This is a genomic window from Kitasatospora sp. NPDC101108, assembly GCF_055584725.1.
The window spans coordinates 155337-176408 of record NZ_JBVJLM010000008.1 but is presented as its reverse complement, the minus strand read 5'-3'; the positions used below and the strand labels follow the sequence as shown (position 1 = coordinate 176408).

The 21072-nt window shown below is 73.3% G+C and carries 16 protein-coding genes and 1 tRNA gene; 8 read left to right on the top strand and 9 right to left on the bottom strand.

Features of this window, described 5'->3' with window-relative positions; genetic code table 11:
• Positions 1-2 precede the first annotated feature (2 nt).
• From ACZ6Z8_RS19630 to ACZ6Z8_RS19610, 5 genes are all read right to left on the bottom strand, one after another.
• Positions 3-752: a TrmH family RNA methyltransferase gene (locus ACZ6Z8_RS19630; protein ID WP_465611305.1), complete on the bottom strand. Its 750-nt coding sequence runs from the start codon at positions 750-752 to the stop codon at positions 3-5.
• Positions 745-2883, bottom strand: coding sequence for an FUSC family protein (locus ACZ6Z8_RS19625; protein WP_465611304.1), 2139 nt, complete (start codon positions 2881-2883; stop codon positions 745-747). The genes ACZ6Z8_RS19630 and ACZ6Z8_RS19625 overlap by 8 nt, the downstream gene beginning before the upstream one ends.
• 9 nt (positions 2884-2892) lie before the next feature.
• Positions 2893-4185, bottom strand: coding sequence for an HTTM domain-containing protein (locus ACZ6Z8_RS19620; protein ID WP_465611303.1), 1293 nt, complete (start codon positions 4183-4185; stop codon positions 2893-2895).
• Positions 4182-4841: a DUF5819 family protein gene (locus tag ACZ6Z8_RS19615; protein ID WP_465611302.1), complete on the bottom strand. Its 660-nt coding sequence runs from the start codon at positions 4839-4841 to the stop codon at positions 4182-4184. Before ACZ6Z8_RS19615 ends, ACZ6Z8_RS19620 begins: the two co-directional genes overlap by 4 nt.
• A gap of 126 nt (positions 4842-4967) precedes the next feature.
• Positions 4968-6152 carry a rhodanese-like domain-containing protein gene (locus ACZ6Z8_RS19610; RefSeq protein WP_465611301.1) on the bottom strand — a complete coding sequence of 395 codons (1185 nt, stop codon included), beginning with the start codon at positions 6150-6152 and terminating at the stop codon, positions 4968-4970.
• 279 nt (positions 6153-6431) lie between these two features.
• On the opposite strand from ACZ6Z8_RS19610, the gene ACZ6Z8_RS19605 reads away from it, so the two are divergent.
• Positions 6432-9206 (top strand): ATP-binding SpoIIE family protein phosphatase, encoded by a 2775-nt coding sequence (locus tag ACZ6Z8_RS19605; protein WP_465611300.1) that lies wholly within the window; start codon positions 6432-6434, stop codon positions 9204-9206.
• Positions 9207-9261: 55 nt separating this feature from the next.
• Here ACZ6Z8_RS19605 and ACZ6Z8_RS19600 read toward each other — a convergent pair whose 3' ends face one another.
• The 3 genes from ACZ6Z8_RS19600 to ACZ6Z8_RS19590 all read right to left on the bottom strand — a co-directional run bounded on the left by ACZ6Z8_RS19600 (position 9262) and on the right by ACZ6Z8_RS19590 (position 12258).
• Positions 9262-9957 carry a hypothetical protein gene (locus tag ACZ6Z8_RS19600; protein ID WP_465611299.1) on the bottom strand — a complete coding sequence of 232 codons (696 nt, stop codon included), beginning with the start codon at positions 9955-9957 and terminating at the stop codon, positions 9262-9264.
• Between the two features lie 325 nt (positions 9958-10282).
• Positions 10283-12052 (bottom strand): phosphatidylglycerol lysyltransferase domain-containing protein, encoded by a 1770-nt coding sequence (locus tag ACZ6Z8_RS19595; protein WP_465611298.1) that lies wholly within the window; start codon positions 12050-12052, stop codon positions 10283-10285.
• Between the two features lie 77 nt (positions 12053-12129).
• Positions 12130-12258 carry a hypothetical protein gene (locus tag ACZ6Z8_RS19590; protein ID WP_465611297.1) on the bottom strand — a complete coding sequence of 43 codons (129 nt, stop codon included), beginning with the start codon at positions 12256-12258 and terminating at the stop codon, positions 12130-12132.
• Between the two features lie 190 nt (positions 12259-12448).
• Between ACZ6Z8_RS19590 and ACZ6Z8_RS19585 the strand changes: the two genes are divergently transcribed.
• Both ACZ6Z8_RS19585 and ACZ6Z8_RS19580 read left to right on the top strand, forming a co-directional pair.
• A complete protein-coding gene (locus ACZ6Z8_RS19585; RefSeq protein WP_465611441.1) occupies positions 12449-13102 on the top strand; it encodes a response regulator in 654 nt (217 codons plus the stop codon).
• Positions 13099-14250 (top strand): sensor histidine kinase, encoded by a 1152-nt coding sequence (locus tag ACZ6Z8_RS19580; RefSeq protein WP_465611296.1) that lies wholly within the window; start codon positions 13099-13101, stop codon positions 14248-14250. The genes ACZ6Z8_RS19585 and ACZ6Z8_RS19580 overlap by 4 nt, the downstream gene beginning before the upstream one ends.
• A gap of 97 nt (positions 14251-14347) precedes the next feature.
• Here the strand turns inward: ACZ6Z8_RS19580 and ACZ6Z8_RS19575 are convergent.
• A tRNA-Leu gene (locus tag ACZ6Z8_RS19575) sits at positions 14348-14431 on the bottom strand.
• 434 nt (positions 14432-14865) lie between these two features.
• Here ACZ6Z8_RS19575 and ACZ6Z8_RS19570 point away from each other — a divergent pair.
• The 5 genes from ACZ6Z8_RS19570 (at position 14866) to ACZ6Z8_RS19550 (ending at position 21027) form a co-directional block, all read left to right on the top strand.
• Positions 14866-15735, top strand: a complete 870-nt coding sequence (locus ACZ6Z8_RS19570; protein ID WP_465611295.1) for an FhaA domain-containing protein — start codon at positions 14866-14868, stop codon at positions 15733-15735.
• A gap of 46 nt (positions 15736-15781) precedes the next feature.
• Positions 15782-16333, top strand: coding sequence for an FHA domain-containing protein FhaB/FipA (locus tag ACZ6Z8_RS19565; RefSeq protein WP_465611294.1), 552 nt, complete (start codon positions 15782-15784; stop codon positions 16331-16333).
• Positions 16334-16386: 53 nt separating this feature from the next.
• Complete coding sequence (locus ACZ6Z8_RS19560; protein WP_465611293.1) at positions 16387-18036, top strand: PP2C family protein-serine/threonine phosphatase; 1650 nt, start codon at positions 16387-16389, stop codon at positions 18034-18036.
• Between the two features lie 139 nt (positions 18037-18175).
• Entirely contained in the window at positions 18176-19579 is a 1404-nt protein-coding gene (locus ACZ6Z8_RS19555) for an FtsW/RodA/SpoVE family cell cycle protein (protein ID WP_402817534.1), read from the top strand.
• A complete protein-coding gene (locus ACZ6Z8_RS19550; RefSeq protein WP_465611292.1) occupies positions 19576-21027 on the top strand; it encodes a peptidoglycan D,D-transpeptidase FtsI family protein in 1452 nt (483 codons plus the stop codon). The genes ACZ6Z8_RS19555 and ACZ6Z8_RS19550 overlap by 4 nt, the downstream gene beginning before the upstream one ends.
• The last annotated feature ends 45 nt before the right edge of the window (positions 21028-21072 follow it).

Here is a 21072-nt window from a genome sequence, read left to right as displayed (position 1 = left end):
CCTCACCGCTTCCCGGACATCCAGTGGAAGAGGCCCATGGCCACACTCGTCGCCAGATTGAAACTGGACACACCCGGCTGCATCGGCACCGCGACCAACTGGTCCGCCCGCGCCTTCAACTCCGCCGACACCCCGTGCCGCTCCGTCCCGAAGGCGAGCAGAGCATCATCCGGGAACGGCAGGTCCCGGATGTCCGCCCCCTCCGGATCCAGCACGTACAACGGCCCCGGAGGCAGCTCCGACAACCCCACCCGCTCCACGGCCGTGGCGAAGTGCAGTCCCGCGCTCCCCCTCAACACCGTCGGATGCCACGGATCCAGATCCCCGGTCGTCACCACCCCGGTGGCCCCGAACCCGGCCGCCAACCGGATCACCGCCCCGACGTTCCCCAGGTTCCGCGGATTCTCCAACACCACCACCGGAGCCCGCCGGGGCCGCCGCCCCAACACCTCCCGGTTCGCCGCCACCGACGGCCGCACCGCCAACGCGATCACCCCCGTCGGATGCAGCCGGGGCACCAGCCCCCGCAACCGCTCCTCCGACACCTCCACCGCCAACCCCTCCAACGCCGGCACCACATCCGGCGCCAACTCCCCCGCCAACCCCAGCAACGCCCCCCGATCCCCCGTCAAAACCCGCCGAACCCCACCCCCGAACCGCAACGCATGCTTCAGCGGATGAAACCCGTCCAGCAGCACCACCCCAGGCTCCTGCTCGACAACCCGCCACTCCCGCACCACCTCGTCATCCATCCCCCCACTCTCCCACCCGGGCCCCCGCCCCCTCCCGCTCCGCACTCCCCCGCAACGCCCGCTCCAGATCCCGCAGAGCCACCCCGATCAACCGAGTCCCCGCCCGCACCACATCGCCCTGCACCCCCACCGGCAGCACCGCCTCCAACCGCTCCTGAGCCACCCGCACCGCCCCGAACTCCACCGTCCCCCCCGTCAGCAGAGCCCCCGCCGCCAACGCCGTGGCCAGCTGCAACTCCTCCGCGTACTCCGCCGCCCCCGGCACGGGCTCCGCATCGGCACCCGGCAGGTGCGCCTCCAGCAGCACCGCCGCCCGCCCGAGGTGCCCGACCGCCGCCCGGGCCCGGTCGAGCTGCCGCCGAGTGACCCCGGCCAGCCCCGACTCGTGCCGCCCCGGCTCCGCATCCGCCCGTTCCATGGCCTGGATGAGCTCCGACCGCGCCTCCCGCGAGTCCAGCAGCGCCGACCGGACGATCCGCCCCCGTGGCGTCGCCGGGTGCTCGTAGCAGGCGACGACCGCCGCCGCGTACCGTCCCGCCGCCGCCAGCCACTCGGCGAGCCGCTCGCCGAGCCGGGCCGTCTGCCAGGTGGGGAACAGCGCGTAGGTGAGCAGCGCCAGCGTCCCCCCGAGCAGCGTCATCCCCACCCGTTCGAAGGCCGTCTCCAGCGGGTTCCCCTCCTGCAGCCCGAGCAGGAACACCACGTACGTCGAGATCCCGACGGTCGTCAGCGCGTACCCGGTCCGGAACGCGAGGTACGCCCCGCCGATGCACAGCACCGCCAGCGCGGCCAGCACCCACTCCCCGGGGTGGGCCAGCTGCACCACCAGCGTCGAGACGACGACCCCGACGACCGTCCCGACGAGCCGGGCGACGCCCCGGCTGTACGTCTGGGCGAAGTCCGGCCGCATCACCATGGCCGCGGTCATCGGCGCCCAGTACCCGTGGTGGAACCCGAACGGCCGGGCCAGCAGATAGGCGACCGTGACCACCCCGGCGAGCCGGACGGCGTGCTGGAAGATCGCCGAGCGCGGCCGCAGCTGCCGCCGTACGGTCCGCAGCGCGACCGGCAGCATCCGGAGGATCGACGGTTTGTGCAGCGCCCCGCCGGCCCCGACCACGGGCGTGGTGATGGTGTCCGCGTCACCGCGTTCCAGCGCGTCCGCCGCCTTGCGCAGCAGCCCGCCGAGCCGCCGGGCGGAGCGCCGGGCGGCTCCCTGCAGCCGCGGCCCCTCGTCCGGCCGGACCAGGGTGAGCGCGGGCGCCGAGCGGGGGAGCCGGACCGGGTCGCCGGTGCGGACCGCCCGGGCGATGGCGTCCATGACCTCGGCGGCGGCCGCCAGCACCTCGCGGGCGCGGTCGCGTTCCGGCCCCTCCTCGGGGGCGCCCACCTTGGGGTCGGCGAGCGCGGCGAGGGTGGGGCGGATGCGTTCGGCGATGCCGCGCAGGCCGCGCAGTTCGGGCGGCCGGTGGCGTTCCTGCCAGGGGGTGACGGCCGAGGCGTGCCGGGCGGTCATGAACGGTTCCGGGTCGACGTGCGCGGTCGGGTCCTGCCGCAACCGGCGGGCGTAGTCGGCGAGTTCGGCGTAGGTGTCGGCGAGCGCGGCCCGCTGGGCGGTCCAACTCCCGATCGGCCAGAGGGTGATGACGGCGGCCTGGACGATCCCGCCGAACGCGGCGACCAGCCCGTGGCCGAGCGCGGTGGCCACACTGACCGGCAGCTGCACGACGATCAGCATCACCGAAACGGTGTTGGTGGCGACGATCCCGGCGGTCGGTCCGATCGCCCAGGCGAGTCCGGCGCCGAAGGCCCACACGGCGAGCAGCACCGGGAACAGCCCGTACACCCCGACCGCCAGGTAGCCGAGGAAGGAGCTGACGCCGAGCCCGATCCCGGCCGCGACGGCGAGGCTGGCGCGGGGCCGGAAGCTGCGCTGGAAGGTGGCCGCTCCGGCGATGAACGCCCCCATCGCGGCGGAGGTGGCCAGCCGGACCCCGCTGACCGCCAGGATCGGGAACATCACCAGCCCCACGGCGACCGCCCCGCGCAGCGCCCGCTTGGGGTCGGTGAGCGCCCGGTCCAGGGTGAGTCCGGTCCGCGCGGTGTCACGAAGGGCAGCGAACCAGGACATACCGACATCCTAGGGCGCGCGCACCGCCCGCCGCCGTAGCCGCCCGAGCCGCTCCGCCGCCCAGAGCAGCGCGCCGGTCGGCAGGAACACGGCGTCCGCCGCGACCATCGCGAGCGAGAAGACCGGCAACCCGAGCACCACGGCGATCCCCAGGTGCTCGGCCATCATCACCGCCAGCAGTACGTTCTTGACCCGCCGGTTCATCAGGGTGAACGGGAAGGCGACCTGCAGGGCCACCGTGGCGTACGAGACCAGGAAGACCGGGAACAGCGCCGAGCCGACCAGCCCGGACAGCCCCGGCCAGGGGGTGAAGTAGTCCAGGTGCAGCGGGTAGTACAGCGCGGTCCCGTCCTGCCAGCGCGAGCCCTGCACCTTGTACCAGCCGGCCGTGGCGTAGATCAGCACCACCTCGACGGCGATCACCAGCATCGCGCAGTTGTGCACCATGTTGGCCAGCGCGTCGAGCACCGCCCGCGGCTCGCCGGCCGGCCGCAGCCGTCCGAGCAGCCACCAGAGCCCGGCCACCGCCCAGAGCCCCCAGAACAGCGGCGCCCAGCCGAGGTACGGGAAGGCCGGGGCGGTCCAGGTCAGGCTGTCGCCGGAGAAGTCACCGGCCTGACAGGCCGCCAGCGCCGCGCCGAGCAGCACCCAGAGCACCACCCCGCTCCGCCCCGGCCCGGCACGGCCTGGGGGCACCTCCCGGCCGGAGGCTGGGGGAGCGTCCAGCGACCACACCTCGGCGCAGCGGGTGAAGACCAGGTAGACCGCCATCAGGTGGACGACGTTGTCCCCGCCGTCACCGAGCAGCACGTCGCGGTTCTGCAGCGACAGCACGGTGATCAGGAACAGCACCGTGCTCGCCCTGGTCCGCCAGCCCAGCACCACGGCCAGGGCCGCCAGCACGGCAAGGTGGTAGACCAGCTCGAACCAGAGCCGCCCGCCGAACCAGGGCAGCACGGTGAACGCCCCGTCGTCGGCCAGCAGCCGCTGGGCCAGTTCCATCGACCAGGGCGAGCGGTCGCCGTACAGCACCCGCCGGTTGGGCCACTCGCGCAGCAGGTAGGCGAGCCAGACCAGCCCGAAGCCGATCCGCACCGCCGCGGCCTGGTGCCGTCCGAGCGCCCGTCCGGTGAACGCCTCCATCGCGCGTCCGAAGGCCGCCACCGGTCCGCGCCGCGGCACCGGAGCGGGCCGCGGCGCCGGAGCGGGCGGCGGCACCGGAGCGGGCGGCCCGGCCGGACCGGACGGCTGCCGCGGGAACTCCCCGAGCTCGGCCGGTTCCACCGCCGACGCCTCGTTCACCCCAACCCCCGGTAGTCCTCGTCCCCGACCGGCCACCACGGCAGCTCGCGCACCTTGGGCGCCGGCGGCGCGGTCTCGCCGCTCCAGGACGGCGGCGGCACGGTGGCGGTGGTCACCCGGAACTCGATCTCCAGGACGCGCTCGCCGCCCACCTCCCGGCCGATCCGCTGCAGCGCGATCCGCTTGAGGTACTGCTCGGCGAGCTTGCCGCGCGAGTTGGTCGGCTTCTCGTCCTGCGGGTCGTGCGAGCCGTCGTAGAAGTCCCAGGCCCGGCGCAGCAGGTTCTGGTCCACGTGGCTGGGCGCCGGGTTGCCCCGGATCGCGGCGATGTCCTGCGCGGTCAGCCCGGTCCAGTCCCCGGTCCGGGTGGCGCCGCCGTCCGCGACGGTGCGCACCCGGGCGTCCAGGCTGACGTTCTGCTGCAGCGGGTTGGGCGCGAACAGCTTCCAGTTCTGCTCGAACTCCGGGTACACCACGCCGTCGACCTCGTCCCGGTACTGCCGGGAGAGCACGTTGTCGGGCGCCACGTGCAGGAACACCGCGGCGAGGAACAGCCCGGTGCCGCTGACCAGCACCGCGGCGGCCAGGCCGAGGACGAGCTGCGCGGGCCCGGACCACACGCGTCCGGGGGCGGCCCGGTCCGTGGTTACCGTCATGGCCTCCCCGCCCGATCGGCGCGCCGCCGGCCCGCACCGGCGCGTCGCGCGCCCATCCTGCCCTAACCGGCGCGCGGCGGGCGCGGCGAGGCGTCACCGACCGCGGGCGCCGGCCGGACGCCGGCGTCAGAGCACGAAGGCGGTCTGTCCGCTGCTGCTGACCATCGGACGGCCCGCGCCCTCCCAGGCGTACATCCCGCCGTCCACGTTCACCGCGTCCCGGCCCTGCTGCACCAGGTACTGGACGACCTGCGCGGAGCGGCCGCCGACCCGGCAGATCACGTACAGCTTCTCGTCCGGCAGCTCGCCGATCCGGGCGATCACCTCGCCGATCGGGATGTGCAGCGCGCCGTCCACGTGGCCGGCGTCCCACTCGTCCTGCTCGCGCACGTCCAGCAGGGCGGCGTCGGCCGGCACGGAGGCGGCGTCGGTGGTGGGGATCTGCGCGAACATCGTGGGGCTCTCCTGGGGTCGGTTCGGGTCGGTGCCATTGTGGCCCACCGGGCGGTCCGGGGCCCCGAGCAGCCGCTCCAGCTCGGCCTGCTGGGCGGCGGCCTTGGCGAGCAGTTCCTCGGCGAGCTGCTCCAGCAGCCGGTCCGGGTCCTGCGGGGCGAGGGCGAGCAGCTGCCCCATCGGGGTCTGCTCCAGCCGGACCTGCTCGGTGGCGGTCTCGGTGATCTTGGTGGTCAGCCAGTCCAGCCGGCGGCGCAGCCAGCCCAGCCGGTCGGGGGAGTCGACGGCGGGCGCGGCCTCCGGCGCGGTGGACCACTCGGCGGCCAGGCTCTCCAGCGCGGCGGTGTCCCCGTACGCGTAGGCCTCGTTGACCCGCACCAGGAACTCCGCCCGGCGCCGCTGCTCGGCCCCGTCGGTGGTCAGGTCCGGGTGGGCGCGGCGGACCAGCTCGCGGTAGATCCGCTGGGCCTCCTTGCCGGGGCGCACCCGGGCCGGCGCGGCGGGTGGCGGCGGGGCCTCCTCCGCGCCCTCGCCGGACTTCTCCCGCACCGAGTCGAACAGCGCGTCCAGGTCGGGCAGCTCCTCGACCCGCTGCCGCGCCTCGGCGGCCCGGCGCAGGTCCTCGGGGTCCCCGGTCCGGGCCGCGACGGCCTCGGCGACCAGCGCCTCCAGCTCGTCCAGCCGGGCGTAGAGCGGGCCCAGCAGCTGGTGGTGGATCAGCGCGAAGTTGTCGATCTCGACCCGCAGCGTCTGCACGTCCACGTCCATGCTGAGCCAGGCGAGCTCGGCCGCGGCGACCCGCTCCTCCAGCTCCTGCTGCTCCGGGTCCGTCCAGCGGACGGGGCTCTGCGCGCTCACGGTCTCGCCTCTGTCTCGTCCGGCCGACTGGGTCCTGCGGAGCCGCCGCGAGGGCGGCCCGGCCTGCCACCCTACCGTCGCGTTCCAAGGCCCCGTCCGGGTGAAGCGGGGGTACGAACCGGCGCGCGGCGCGCGACACGCAACCGATCCTGATGAATCTCCCCGTTTCGGTGTCGAGCCCGGCCCGGTCCGTGCTTCGCTGGTATCCGCACAGCGTGCCTTCCTCCGGAGAGAGGGCCGCCTCCAGGCGCGGCGGCCAGGCGGGAGCAGACCGAATCCATGGTGGCCGAGTCCAACTCCACACCGCTTCCGGCGGGTGCCAGGACCGCGCCGGGCGACCACCCGACCGGAGTGGCCGCCCTGGTCCGGCTCGCCCTCGTGCTGGTCGACCGGACCGGCCGGATCGCCCAGTGGAGCCGGGCCGCCGAGGAGCTGTTCGGTCACCGCGCCGAGGCAGCCACCGACCGCCCCGCCTCGGGCCTGCTGCCCGCCCTGGAGTCGCGGGTGCTCGGGCGCTGCGCCGTGCGCCGACGCTGTGACGCCCTCGACACCCTGGCCGAGCTGACCGCCGCCGGCCGCCCCTGGGCCGGCCGGCTGACCGTGATCGACCGCGAGGAGCACCAGCGCGATGTGCTCTGGTGGGCCTACCCGCTGCCCGGCCCGTCCGGCGGACTGCTCGCCCTCGCCGCCGACGCCCGCCCGCTGCGCACCGGCGGGCCGCGGCTGGCGCTCGGCGAGCGCCAGCTGCCGTTCGCCGCCGCACCGGCCGCCCGGGGCGGCTTCCACGGACTGACCGCCGCGCTCACGCCGCCCGCAGCCGAGTTGCCCGAGCCGCTGGCCCGGCTGCTGCCCGCCGCCCACCGGGCCCCGCTGCGGGAGGTGGCGGCGCTCGGCGGGCTGCCCGCGCTGCGGCTGGACGCGGCCACCGTGCTGCCGGTGCTGCCCTCGGACCCGCAGACCGGCACCGCCCACGCGGCCGCCGGCCTGGGCCGCCGCTACCCGACGCCCCAGCAGCGCGCCGCCCGGCTCGGTCCGCCGCAGCAGCCCGACCAGTCCGCGCCCGGCCGCCGTCCCGGCGGCCCGCTGCCCTCCCCACGCGAATCCGTCCCACGGGAGCAGCGGGAACAACGCGAGCACCGGGAACACCACGAGGCCGCGCAGACCACCCCCGCCGTCCGCCCCGCCGCCGTCCTCGGCGGTCCGGCCGGCACCCCGTCCGTCCCGTCCCCCCACGGAGGAGGAGCCACCATCGAGCAGCAGGCCGCCGTCGAGTCGTCCGCCCCCGGCGTCCCGCCGCGCCGCGCCGACCAGGCCCCGCCCGGCGCCGTCCCCGCCCCCGCCGGTGCCGAGGGGCCGCCGAGCGGCCGGCTGAGCCCGTTCCTCACCAACGGGCAGGCCGGCGAGCAGCTGGCCCTGCTGAACGAGGTCGGCGGCAAGGTCGGCACCACCCTGGACCTCGGTTTCACCGCCCACGAGCTGTGCCAGGTGCTGGTCCCCCGGGTCGCCGACTTCGCCTGCGTGGACCTCGTGGACGGCCTGATCTCGGACTCCGAACTGCCGGTCGCCCGCCCCGACGACGACACGATGCTGCGCCGGGTCGCCCTGGTCTTCAACCAGACCGGCGGCGCCTGGGATCACGTGCTCGCCGAGGGCTCGCTGGTCAGCATGCCGCGGCGGACCCCGCCCGGAATGGCCCTGCAGCTGAACCAGCCGGTGCTGGTCCCGGTGATCAGCGCGGACGTCGCCGTCGACTACGCGATCGCCCTCGGCGGCGCCCGGCTGGCCCCGGTGGTCTCCGGCCGCTCGATGCTGGTGGTGCCGCTGTCCGCCCGGGGCACCGTGCTGGGCATCCTCAAGCTGCTCCGGCTGCCGGACCGCGCCCCCTTCGACGAGAGCGACGCCGCCACCCTCAAGGAGCTGGCCGTCCGGGCCGCGCTGTCGCTGGACAACGCCCGGCTGCACCGCGCCGAGGCACGCGTCGCCACCACCCTGCAGCGCTCGATGATCCCGACCCGACCGCCGCAGATCCCCGGCGTGCAGATCGCCCACCGCTACCTGCCCGGCGATCCCAAGGCCGAGGTCGGCGGCGACTGGTTCGACGCGATCCAGCTGCCCGGCAGCCGGGTCGCCCTGGTGGTCGGCGACGTGATGGGCCACGGCATCCACTCGGCGGCGGCGATGGGCCGTTTCCGTACCGCGATGCAGACCCTCGCCGCCCTCGACCTGCCGCCCGGCCAGCTGCTGCGCCACCTGGACAACCTGGCCCAGAAGCTCGGCGACGACCACCTGGCCACCTGCCTGTACGCGGTCTACGACCCGATCAACCGGACCTGCGAGCTGGCCAGCGCCGGCCACGTCCCGCCCGTCCTGGTGCACCCGGACGGCACCGGCGAGCTGCTGGAGATCCCGGCCGGCGCGCCGATCGGCGTCGGCGGGGTGCCGTTCGTCGCCAAGACCATCGACGTCTCGGACGGCTCGATGCTGGTGCTGTGCACCGACGGACTGGTCGAGGTCCGGGGCGGGGACATAGGAGCCGGCCTGGCGGCGCTGTGCGGCAACCTGATCGACCCGCAGCAGAGCCCCGAGCAGGCCTGCGACGAGGTGCTGCGCCGGCTGCACTCGGACGACCGCAAGGACGACGTCGCCCTGCTGGTGGCCCGCTTCGACGGGGTCGCCCCCTCCGAGGTGGCCACCTGGAACCTCACCGTGGACCAGCGCGAGGTCCGCCGGGCCCGCTCACTGGTCCGCGAGCAGCTGACGGCCTGGCACCTGGAGGCGCTCAGCGACACCACCGAGCTGCTGGTCAGCGAGCTGGTCACGAACGCCGTACGGGTCGCCCGGGACCGGGTGCAGCTCCAGCTGATCCGGGTGGACAAGCTGCTGGTCGAGGTCAGCGACGACAACCACAACCTGCCCTCGCTGGAGCCGGCCGAGCAGCTCGGCGAGACCGGCCGTGGCCTCACCCTGGTCACCAAGCTCGCCGAACGCTGGGGCACCGCCCGCAAGGCGGTGGGCAAGGTCGTCTGGTTCGAGCTGCCCCTCCCGCACGCATGACGGCCGCGTACGGGCAACGCCCCGTACGCGGCCGACACGCCAGATGGAGCGTCCCTCAGGGGATCACGGCCCCCGCCGCACGGCGCCGGGCCGCCTCCTTGGCGACCTCCCGGGAGGCGGCGGTGGCCACCGAGGTGGCGGCGCCGACCCCGGCCAGCACCCGCGGCCAGAAGTCCCCGAAGACCTCGACCGAGACGGCGATCAGCAGCGCGGTGATCACCGCGACCACGTGCTCCAGGCCCGCCAGGTTCGGCAGCACGACGGCCTCACCGACCATCAGCACCACCACCAGCGTGGCGGTGAACCAGGCCCGGGTGCGGAAGGCGATGCAGATCGCCAGTGCCACCACCGCGGCCGACGGCCCGGTGTCCCGCACGTAGGCGACCCACTTCGGGAAGCCGAACAGGTGGCCCGGACCGATCGCCACCCCGACCCGGGCGAACAACGTGCCCGCCAGGGTGCACGTGTAGGCGACCACCAGGGTCATCCGCCGGCCGAGCACGACCTCGGCGATCGCGAAGACCACGAAGACCTGGGCCAGCGCCCCCCAGACCGGCAGGTCCAGGGCCGGCACGTACAGCGACAGCGGGGTCCGCAGCAGCGAAAGGTCGAGCGGCAACGAGGCCCGCACCACCCCGATGTGGTTGACGAAGCGTTCGCCGCCCGGCAGGTGCTGGACGACGCTGAACAGCAGGATCAGAAACGTCGCCGCCGTGGCCAGCGGAAACGCGGCGAACCTCTTCCGCGCCACCGCGCCCCGGACCGTCAGGTACAACGTTCCCCACTCGGCGACAGCGGCCTTTCCGGCTAGCGCCAGAGACCCCTTTCGCACGCCCCCCGCGTGGGTCCTGTGAATCACAACCGTTTCTCCCGAATCCCCGGACTTGTCAGCTACTCCAACATTAGAAGCCCGTTAACAAATCCACATCGGCATGGATGGGGATCGAGGTCATCCTCAGGAGGGAGACGAATCCCCCCTCCGGACCCCCCTTACGACCGATGGCCCTAGGTGCCCCAGTGACACTGGCCCTAGGTACACCCCCGGCCCTCGGCCCCCTCCGCCCCCCGACGGAGGGCTACCCCTTCCCGTCCCGCGCCGCCACCGGAACCCGGGGCGCCACCACGGCGGTTCCGGTGTGCCGGCGGCGGAACAGGGCGGGCAGGCTCGGCGCGACGATGAAACCCTCGGCGCGGGCACTGGCGATGCCGATCCGCGGAATCTCGCTGCTCTTCTCGAACAGCAGGTAGCGCGGCTCCCAGATCGGCCGGTACTTGGCGTTCGCGCGGTACAGCGATTCGATCTGCCACCAGCGCGAGAAGAACCCGAGGACGGAACGCCACAGCCGCAGCACCGGGCCGGCGCCGAGCCGCGAACCGCGCTCGAAGACCGACCGGAACATCGCGAAGTTCAGCGAGACCCGCTTCAGCCCCACCTCCTCGGCACGCTGCAGCAGCTCGATCACCATGAACTCCATCAGGCCGTTCTCGGTGTCCCGGGCCCGGCGCATCAGGTCCAGCGAGAGCCCGTCCGGGCCCCACGGGACGAAGCTCAGCAGCGCCTTGAGCTCGCCCTCGCCGTCGCTGCACTCCAGCATCACGCAGCGGCCGTCGCCCGGGTCCCCGAGCCGGCCCAGCGCCATCGAGAAGCCGCGCTCGGTCGCCCCGTCGCGCCACTCGTCGGCCTTGGCCACCAGCTCGGCCATCTCCGCCTCGGAGATGTCCTCGTGGCGGCGGATCCGCACGGTGTAACCGGCCCGCTTGACCCGGTTGTAGGCCTGCCGGACCACCCGCATCGCGCGGCCGTCCAGCGAGAACTCGTCCAGCTCGACGATCGCCTCGTCGCCCAGTTCCAGCGCGTCCAGCCCGTGCCGGGCGTAGATCACCCCGGCCTCCTCGGAGGCGCCCATCACGGCCGGCGCCCAGGCGTGCTCGCGGGCCTCGGACAGCCAGGCCTCGATCGCGCCCGGCCAGGCCTCCGGGTCGCCGATCGGGTCGCCCGAGGCCAGCGACACCCCGCCGATCACCCGGTAGGTCACCGCCGCCTTGCCGCTGGGGGAGAAGATCACCGCCTTGTCCCGGCGCAGCGCGAAGTAGCCCAGCGAGTCCCGCTCGCCCTGCTTGTCCAGCAGGCCGCGCAGCTTCGCCTCGTCCTCGGGGTTGAGCAGCTCCTTGCCGCGCGGGCTGCGGAAGGCCACGTACAGCACCAGCAGGAAGAGCACCGCGCCCATCGCGTTGATCGCGGCGTTCACCCAGGTCGGGGCGGCGATCACCGAGCGCAGGTGCTCGGACGGCGTGATGGTGATCATCCGGCCGACCGAGTACCAGAAGAGGTCCCAGAAGCCCGCGCCGGACAGCTCGTTGGTCGCCCAGACCACCAGAGAACCGGCCAGGCCGCCGAACAGCAGCCCGCCGACGAAGGTGGCCGCCGCGGTCTTCGGGTTGGAGCTGTCCCCCTTGGACGTGAACTCCTTGCGCCCGACCAGCAGCACCAGCACGAACAGGCAGGTCAGGACCGTGGAGAAGTAGTTGAGCGGATGCGCGCGGAAATGCCCGTCCGGAAGTGCCATGAGCGCCAGGTAGAGCAGCGCGAAGAGCCCGCCGAGCGCCGCGTTGAAGATCCACGCGGCCCGCTTCCGCCGCCGCATCGCGATGGCGAGGAACACCGACAGCACCGCGCTGGCCAGGCCCGAGGTCATCAGGTACGGGGTGAAGTACTCACCCTCGTTGTGCTCGCTGACCTGGTTGCGGAAGGGCACCAGCAGCACCGTCGCCACGTTCAGCAGCGCGATCAGGCGCAGGTACCAGACGGAGGCGACGGCGGCCCTCGGGCGCCAGCGGTCGAGCACGCCGACGGGTCCTGGCCCGACGGACGTGGCGGACGGCTCCGACTTCACAGTGGACGACACAGCTCAATTCCAAACGATCAGATGGTGGGGCGCATCCGCAACGGCCCGGCGCCGGGCGCCCGCACGGGCCCGACGGACTGACCGACCACCCCCGCCCACCGACCGCCCGCGTCGAGCGGCAGGTCGGAAAGGGCAGCCAACTCCATGGTTCCGCACCATTCCTGAGAATTACGTGAACCGGGTAGCGGATTCCCACCCCCGCCGAACGGCGGGGGTCCGTACCCCCCATGCGTTCGGCGACCCGCCCGGCCTACCCCTACTCTCAACAGCGACCCCCGCGGACCGACCGAACCCGGCCGCCCGAACCGAGGAGGCACCATCACCACCACCCGCGTGCTGATCGTGGACGACGAGATCCTGGTCCGCTCGGGCCTCGGCCTGATCGTCGGCTCCGCCCCCGACCTGGAGGTGGTCGGCGACTGCTCCGGCGGGCAGGCCGAGGAGCACGCCCGGCGGCTGCGCCCGCACGTGGTGCTGCTCGACATCCGGATGCCCGACCTCGACGGCATCTCGGTGCTGCGCCGCCTGCGCGCCCTGCCCGACCCGCCCGCCGTGGCGATGCTCACCACCTTCGACACCGACGAGTACATCGGCACCGCGCTGCGGGGCGGCGCGGCCGGCTTCCTGCTCAAGGACACCGCCCCCGAGCAGCTGGTGCACGCGGTCCGGGTGCTCGCCGCGGGCGGCAACATCCTCTCCCCGACCGTCACCCGCACCGTGATCGGCGGCTACGTGGACGGCGGCGGCCCGGACGCCGAGGCCACCGCGCTGGCCCGCACCCTGACCGGCCGGGAGCTCGACGTGCTCGCGCTGCTCGGCGAGGGCCTGTCCAACGCCGAGATCGCCGACCGGCTCTTCCTCGGCACCGGGACGGTCAAGGACCACATCAGCGCGATCCTCGGCAAGCTCGGCGCCGCCAACCGGGTGCAGGCCGCCGTACTCGCCCACCGGGCCGGCCTGGTGCGGCCCAAGCCCGGCGACGGGGCATGACGACCGCCGGCCAGCTGCCGTCCCGACGGCTGCCGGCCTGGTGCACCGCCCCCTGGCTGACGTTGCTGGTGCCCGTCCTGTACTCCCTGCTGGACACCGCGCTGGTGGCCAGGGACGCCACCTGGTGGCAGCTGGCGCTCTCCACGCTGGCGGCCGTCTCGCTGTTCTGGCGCCGCCGCTTCCCGGCGACGGTGCTGCTGCTCACCATGCCCGGCACCTGGGTGGAGGCGATCTGGCTGGCCCCGATCACCGCCGTCTACACGGTGGCCACCGAGCGCCCCGGCGCCAGGGTGCTGTTCCCGTGCGCCTCCCTCTTCACCCTGGTCTCCTTCTTCCACTGGCCGCTGCCGAACCCGGTCGTCGACCTCAGCCGGAACACCGCCCTGGACGCCATCCAGGCCGTCATGCTGGCCGCCGGCCCGGCCGCCACCGGCCTGCTCTCCCGCACCCGGCGGGAGCTGGCCGCCCGCCTGGACGAGTTGACCCGCGGCCAGGAGCGGGAGAGCCGGCTGCTCGCCGAGCGGGTGCTGATCAGCGAGCGCGGCCGGCTGGCCCGGGAGATGCACGACGTGGTCTCGCACCAGGTCAGCCTGATCAGCATCCAGGCCGGCGCACTCCAGGTGAGCACCGCCGACCCGGCCGCCGCGGGCGTCGCCCGCACCATCCGCGAGCTGTCCGTACGGACCCTGGACGAGCTGCGCCAGATGGTCGGGGTGCTGCGCGGCACCGCCAACGGCCCCTTCCCGGATGCCCCGCTCGCCCCCCAGCCCCGGCTGGCGGACCTGCCGCGACTGATCGAGCAGAGCGGCCTGGCCGCCGACACCGAGCTGAACCCGGGCGACCGCCCGTGGCCGGAGGCGGTCGAGCGGGCCGCGTACCGCACCGTCCAGGAGGCGCTGACCAACATCACCAAGTACGCGCCGGAGGCCGTGGTGCACGTGAAGGTCCGGGCGAAGGGCCGCCGACTGCGGGTCGAGGTCCGCAACGAGGCGCCGCCGGTCCACCCGGCCGAGACCCTGCCGGGCGGCGGCCACGGCCTGGTGGGCCTGCGCGAACGGGCCCAGCTGCTCGGTGGCACCCTCACCGCCGGCCCCACCCAGGACGGCGGCTTCGAGGTCCGCGCCGAGCTCCCCGCCACCCGCTCCTGAGCCGTCGCTCCCGGCGCCCGGGCGCGACCGGGGGCGAACGGGGGCGAACGGGCAACAAAAAAGCCCCGCAGATCCGAAGATCTGCGGGGCTTCGCTGTGCGCGAGGGGGGAGTTGAACCCCCACGCCCTTTCGGGCACTGGAACCTGAATCCAGCGCGTCTGCCTATTCCGCCACCCGCGCATGGGTGTTGTCTTCTCTGCCGTCCGATCCTCGGAACCGCCGGTACCATGTGGCCCTTCGCGCTTCCTCGGTCCGGCTTCCCTTCCGGGCGGCCCTTCCGACGTGGAAAACATTAGCACGACCTGGGGGGCAGCTCCGAATCCGTTCCCCGGGGAGACCAACCGCCTCGCGAACGGGTGCACGACGGACGGGTGAGCGAACGGCGTGGGCGGTTCCGATGGACACACCTGGCGTGCCGCACCCGAAATGCGTCACCCTGTGTGTCCGAGCCCACCCCCCGGCACCACGCGGGCCGGGAACCGTACGGAAGGGCCCGGCGTGGATACGATCAGTACGGAAGTACCGCAAGTAGGCACGACCGACTCCCCGGAGAACCGCTCCCCGAGGAGTCCCGGACGGCAGGCAGGCGAACGAACCCTGGAAGGGGGTGCCCCATGGGGATGCTGAAGAAGTTCGAGCAGCGGCTGGAGGGTCTCGTCAACGGCACCTTCGCCAAGGTGTTCAAGTCCGAGGTCCAACCCGTGGAGATCGCCGGCGCTCTGCAGCGCGAGTGCGACAACAACGCGAGCATCTGGAACCGCGACCGCACCGTCGTGCCGAACGACTTCATCGTGGAGCTCAGCCCGCACGACCACGAGCGGCTCAGCCCGTACTCCGGGCAGCTCGGCGCCGAGCTGGCCGGCATGGTCCGCGAGTACGCCGAGGCCCAGCGGTACAGCTTCATGGGCCCGCTCCAGGTGAACCTGGAGAAGGCCGACGACCTGGACACCGGCCTGTACCGGGTGCGCAGCCGCACGCTGGCCTCCGAGGAGCCCCAGCAGTACGCCCCGCCGCAGGCCCCGCAGCCGCAGCAGCCCGGCTACGACCGCCAGCCGGCCGCACCGGCCCCCGGCGCACCGTGGCAGCAGGGCGGCGCCGGGCAGTACAACGCGCCCCCGCCGCCGCCCGCGCCCCCGGCGATGCCCCCGGGCCCGCCGGCCGGCGGCAACGTCCGCAACTTCCCCGGTGCCGGCCACGGCGCCTCGGTCCGCCGCTGGATCGAGGTGAACGGCGCCCGCCACCAGATCACCGGCGCGGCCTGCGTGCTCGGCCGCTCGACGGAGGCGGACGTGCGCATCGACGACCCCGGGGTGTCCCGCAAGCACGCCGAGATCCGCCCCGGCACACCTTCGATGGTCCTCGACCTGGGCTCCACCAACGGCATCGTGGTGGACGGGCAGCACACCCAGCGCGCTACGCTCCGCGACGGCTCCCGAATCGTCGTGGGCTCCACCACCATCGTCTACCGGCAGGTCGAAGGGTAGTGTCCGAGTTGTTCGCGCGCCTCGCTCACCGACTGGCGGGACGGTCATGTCAGAACTGACCCTCACGGTCATGCGGCTGGGCTTCCTGGCCGTGCTGTGGCTGTTCGTCATCGTCGCGATCCAGGTGATCCGCAGCGACCTGTTCGGTACCAAGGTGAACCCCCGTACCTCCCGCCGCGGCGCCGCCAGCGCGTCCGGCGGCGGCGCGGCCACCACCGCGGCACCCGGACGTCCAGCGGCACCCGCCGCCCCCGCCGGCAACGGCGCGGGCCAGACCCAGGGCGGCGGCGGCCGCCGTCGCGGCGCCCCGACGCAGCTCGTCGTGGTCCAGGGCTCGCTGGCCGGGACCACGGTCGCGCTCCAGGGCCAGACCATCACCCTGGGCCGCGCGCACGACTCCACCATCGTGCTGGACGACGACTACGCATCCTCCCGGCATGCCAGGATCTATCCGGATCAGACTGGGCAGTGGACGGTCGAGGATCTAGGCTCCACCAACGGCACCTATCTGGACCGGCAGCGCCTGACCGCGCCCACCCCGCTCCAGCCGGGCATGCCGATCCGTATCGGCAGGACCGTCATCGAACTGCGGAAGTAGTAGCGCATGAGGGACAGCATCCCGTCCATGACCCAGAGGGGGGCACAGGTCGCATGACCCTGGTGCTGCGCTTCGCCGCCGGCTCCCACAAGGGACTGATCCGGGAGGGGAACGAGGACTCCGGCTACGCCGGGCCGCGGCTGCTGGCCGTGGCCGACGGCATGGGCGGCGCCGCGGCCGGCGAGGTCGCGTCCTCCGAGGTGCTCGGCTCGATCGTCCGCCTGGACGAGGACGTGCCGGGCGCCGACCTGCTGACCCTGCTGGGCGACGCCGTCCAGGGCGCCAACGACCGGCTCCGGCAGATGGTCGAGGAGGACCCGCAGCTGGAGGGCATGGGCTGCACCCTGACCGCCATGCTGTGGACCGGCCAGCGGATGGGCCTGGTGCACGTCGGCGACTCCCGCGCCTACCTGCTGCGCGACGGCTCGCTGGTGCAGATCACCCAGGACCACACCTGGGTGCAGCGCCTGGTCGACGAGGGCCGGATCACGCCCGAGGAGGCCGAGACCCACCCCCAGCGCTCACTGCTGATGCGGGCCCTGGACGGCCGCGGCCAGGTCGAGCCCGACCTGTCGATCCGCGAGGTCCGGGCCGGCGACCGCTACCTGATCTGCTCCGACGGCCTCTCCGGCCCGGTCAGCCACCAGACCCTCCAGGACACCCTCGGCAGCTACTACTCGCCCGAGCAGACCGTGCAGGAGCTGATCCAGCTCGCCCTGCGCGGCGGCGGTCCGGACAACATCACCTGCATCGTGGCGGACGTCATCGACGTCGGCGCCACGGACACCATGAGCGGCCAGTTCAACGACGTCCCGGTGGTGGTCGGCGCGGTCGCCGACACCCCGCCGTCCTCGGCCGCCACCGACCACTCGATCGCCGACACCCCGGCCGGCCGCGCCGCCGGCCTGGGCCGCGGCCCGCAGGGCGCCTTCGGCCCGGCCGAGGGCTACGAGGGCGGCTACGACGCCGCCCAGGGCGGCTTCGGCCCCCCCGAGGGCTACGAGGGCGAGGGCGAGGGCGGCTACGGCTACCCCGGCGAGCCGTCGGTGTACGGCACCGAGGAGTTCGACGAGGAGCGGCCCTCCAGGCGCAAGCGCCGGGGCCTGACCGTCCCGCTGGTCGTCCTGGTCACGCTCGGCCTGCTCGGCGGCGCCGGGTACTTCGGCTACCGGTGGACCCAGGACCAGTACTACATCGGCGAGGACGGCGACCACGTCGCCATCTACCAGGGCCTCAACCAGAACCTGGCCGGGCTCAGCCTGTCGTCGGTGCACGAGTCGCACACCGACGCGCCGCTGAAGTGGCTGCCGCAGGACCAGCGCACCCAGGTGAGCCGGACCATCTCGGTCGGCAGCCTGCAGGAGGCCGAGAAGACGGTCGGCGACCTCGTGGGCTGGGCCAACCTGTGCCAGCGGGCCGCCGGCGCGGCCCCGCAGGGCACCCAGGCCGCCCAGCCGACCCAGGCCACCAGGACCGGCTTCGTGGCCGCCACGCCGGTCACCCCGGGCGAGCGGGAGAAGCGCACCCCGCCCGCGGCCGCGCCCAGCACCTCGCCGAGCGCCGGCACCCCGGCCACGCCCGCTCCGACGCAGAGCGCCACCCCTCCGGCGGCCGGCGCGCCGAGCGACCAGGCCCAGCAGCCGCAACAGCCCCAGCTGAGCGAGGACGAACGCACCCGGGCCGAGGCCTGCCCGAAGCCGTGACGTCCGCGATCCGACACAGGTCCGCCCGGAGCGGGGCCGCCGGCCGGCAGGGAGCGGTCACCACGTGAGCAGCTACAACCTGAGCGGTGACAGCGACCGCGCCGTCGGCGGCCGACGCCGGGCGGCGGCCGGGCGCGTCGTGCCGCGACGCCGGGGCAACACCACCATCTCGCCCCAGGGCACCCCGAACCGGCGCAACACCGAGCTGGCCCTGCTGGTCTTCGCGGTCCTGCTGCCGATCCTGGCCTACGCCAACGTGGGCCTGGCGATGGACTCCCGGTTGCCGGCCGGCATGCTCGGCTACGGCCTCGGCATGGGCGCGCTGGCGCTGGTCGCGCACCTGCTGGTGCGCCGCTTCGCGCCGTACGCCGACCCGCTGATGCTGCCGATCGCCACCCTGCTGAACGGGCTGGGCGTGGTGATGATCTGGCGGCTGGACAAGGCCGGCCACCTGCTCAGCGGGAACTTCCCGGCGGCCCGCAACCAGCTGATGTGGTCGGCCCTCGGGGTCACGCTGTTCATCGGCGTCATGGTCTTCCTGAAGGACCACCGGGTGCTCCAGCGCTACACCTACATCTCGATGGTGGTGGCGCTGGTGCTGCTGGCCGCCCCGGCCTTCTTCCCGGCCCGGGCGGAGGACTTCGGCGCGAAGATCTGGATCCGGATGGGCAGCTTCTCCATCCAGCCCGGCGAGTTCGCCAAGATCATCCTGACCGTGTTCTTCGCCGGCTACCTGATGGTCAAGCGGGACGCCCTGGCGCTGGCCAGCCGCCGCTTCATGGGCCTGTACCTGCCGCGCGGCCGCGACCTCGGCCCGATCATCGTGATCTGGCTGCTCAGCCTGCTGATCCTGATCTTCGAGAACGACCTCGGCACGTCCTTCCTGTTCTTCGGCCTGTTCGTGGTGATGCTCTACGTCGCCACCGAGCGGACCAGCTGGATCCTGTTCGGCCTGCTGATGTCGGTCGGCGGCGCGGTCGCGGTGGCCACCACCACCAGCCACGTCAAGGTCCGGATCGACGCCTGGCTCGACCCGATGGCCGCCTTCTCCGCGAACCCGCCCAAGGGCTCCACCGAGCAGATCGGCCAGTCGCTGATGGCGCTCGGCTCCGGCGGGGTGACCGGCTCCGGCCTCGGCCAGGGCCGCTCCTGGCTGATCAACTTCGCCGCCAAGAGCGACTTCATCCTGGGCTCCTTCGGCGAGGAGCTCGGGCTCACCGGCCTGATGGCGATCTTCCTGCTGTACGCCCTGCTGGTGCAGCGCGGCCTGCGCACCGCCCTCGCCGCCCGCGACCCCTTCGGCAAGCTGTTCGCCGTCGGGCTCGCCTCGGCGATGGCGCTGCAGGTGTTCGTCGTGGCCGGCGGGGTCACCGGGCTGATCCCACTGACCGGTATGACCATGCCGTTCCTCGCGCAGGGCGGTTCGTCCGTGGTCGCCAACTGGGCGCTGGTCGCGATCCTGCTGAAGATCAGCGACAGCGCCCGCCGTCCCGGGGTCGAACCGGCCCCGGCCACCGAGGGCCAGGGAGGACCCGCCCGATGAACAAGCCGATCCGACGGGTCTCGATCTTCTGCCTCGTGCTGATCCTGGCCCTGATGGTGCGCACCAACTGGGTGCAGGGCGTCCAGGCCGACGCCTGGGCCTCCGACAAGAACAACAAGCGCCAGCTGTACGACCGCTACGCCCACCCGCGCGGCAACATCATCGTCAGCGGCCAGCCGGTGACGAGTTCCGACTTCGTGAACGGGCTGCGCTACAAGTACAAGCGCTCCTGGGTCAACGGTCCGATGTACGCCCCGGTCACCGGCTACTCCTCGCAGGCCTACGGCTCCAACGGGCTGGAGAACCTGGAGGACGGCGTCCTCTCCGGCACCGACGACCGGCTGTTCTTCCGCAACACCCTGGACATGCTGACCGGCGAGCAGCAGCGCGGCGGCGACGTCGTCACGACCATCAACGCCAAGGTCCAGAAGGCCGCCTTCGACGCCATGGGCGACAAGAAGGGCGCGGTCGTCGCCCTCGACCCGAAGACCGGCGCGATCCTGGCCCTGGTCTCCACCCCGTCCTACGACCCGGGCACCATCGCGGGCAACGACAACGGCGACGCCTGGAAGGCCCTCAACGCCGACCCGAACAAGCCGATGGACAACCGGGCGCTGAAGTACACCTATCCGCCCGGCTCCACGTTCAAGCTGGTCACCGCGACCGCCGCGTTCGAGAACGGCATGTTCCAGAGCATCGACGACACCACCTCGACGCCCGAGCCGTACATCCTGCCCGGCACCCAGACCCCGCTGAAGAACGAGAGCCCGAACGAGCGCTGCGAGAACGCCACCGTGAAGTCCGGGCTGGACCAGTCCTGCAACACGGTCTTCGCCAAGATCGGTGCGGACCTGGGCAAGGACAAGATGCGCGCGCAGGCCGAGAAGTTCGGCTTCAACAGCACCATCGACACCCCGGTCCGGGCCGAGAAGAGCGTCTTCCCGAACAGCGCCGGCCTGGACGGCACCGCCCAGGACTCGATCGGCCAGCACGACACCCGCGCCACCCCGCTGCAGGTCGCCATGGTCTCCGCCGCGATCGCCAACAACGGCAGCCTGATGCAGCCGTACATGGTCGACCAGGAGCGCTCGGCCTCGCTGACCACCATCTCCAAGCACACCGAGAAGCAGTTCTCCCAGGCGATGAGCCCGGCCACCGCGCAGAAGATGCAGGACCTGATGGTCTCGGTGGTCCAGGACGGCACCGGCAAGAACGCCCAGATCCCGGGCGTGCAGGTCGGCGGCAAGACCGGCACCGCGCAGCACGGCGAGAACAACTCCGGACTGCCGTACGCCTGGTTCACCTCCTGGGCCAAGACCCCGGACGGCCAGTCGGTCGCGGTCGCGGTCGTGGTCGAGGACGGCTCGGAGAACCGCGACGGGATCAGCGGCGGCCGGCTGGCCGCCCCGATCGCCAAGGCGGTGATGCAGGCCGCGCTCGGCAAGTAGGGGCACGCCCCCTGGTCCGAGGGTGAGGTGAAGGTCACGATCGGC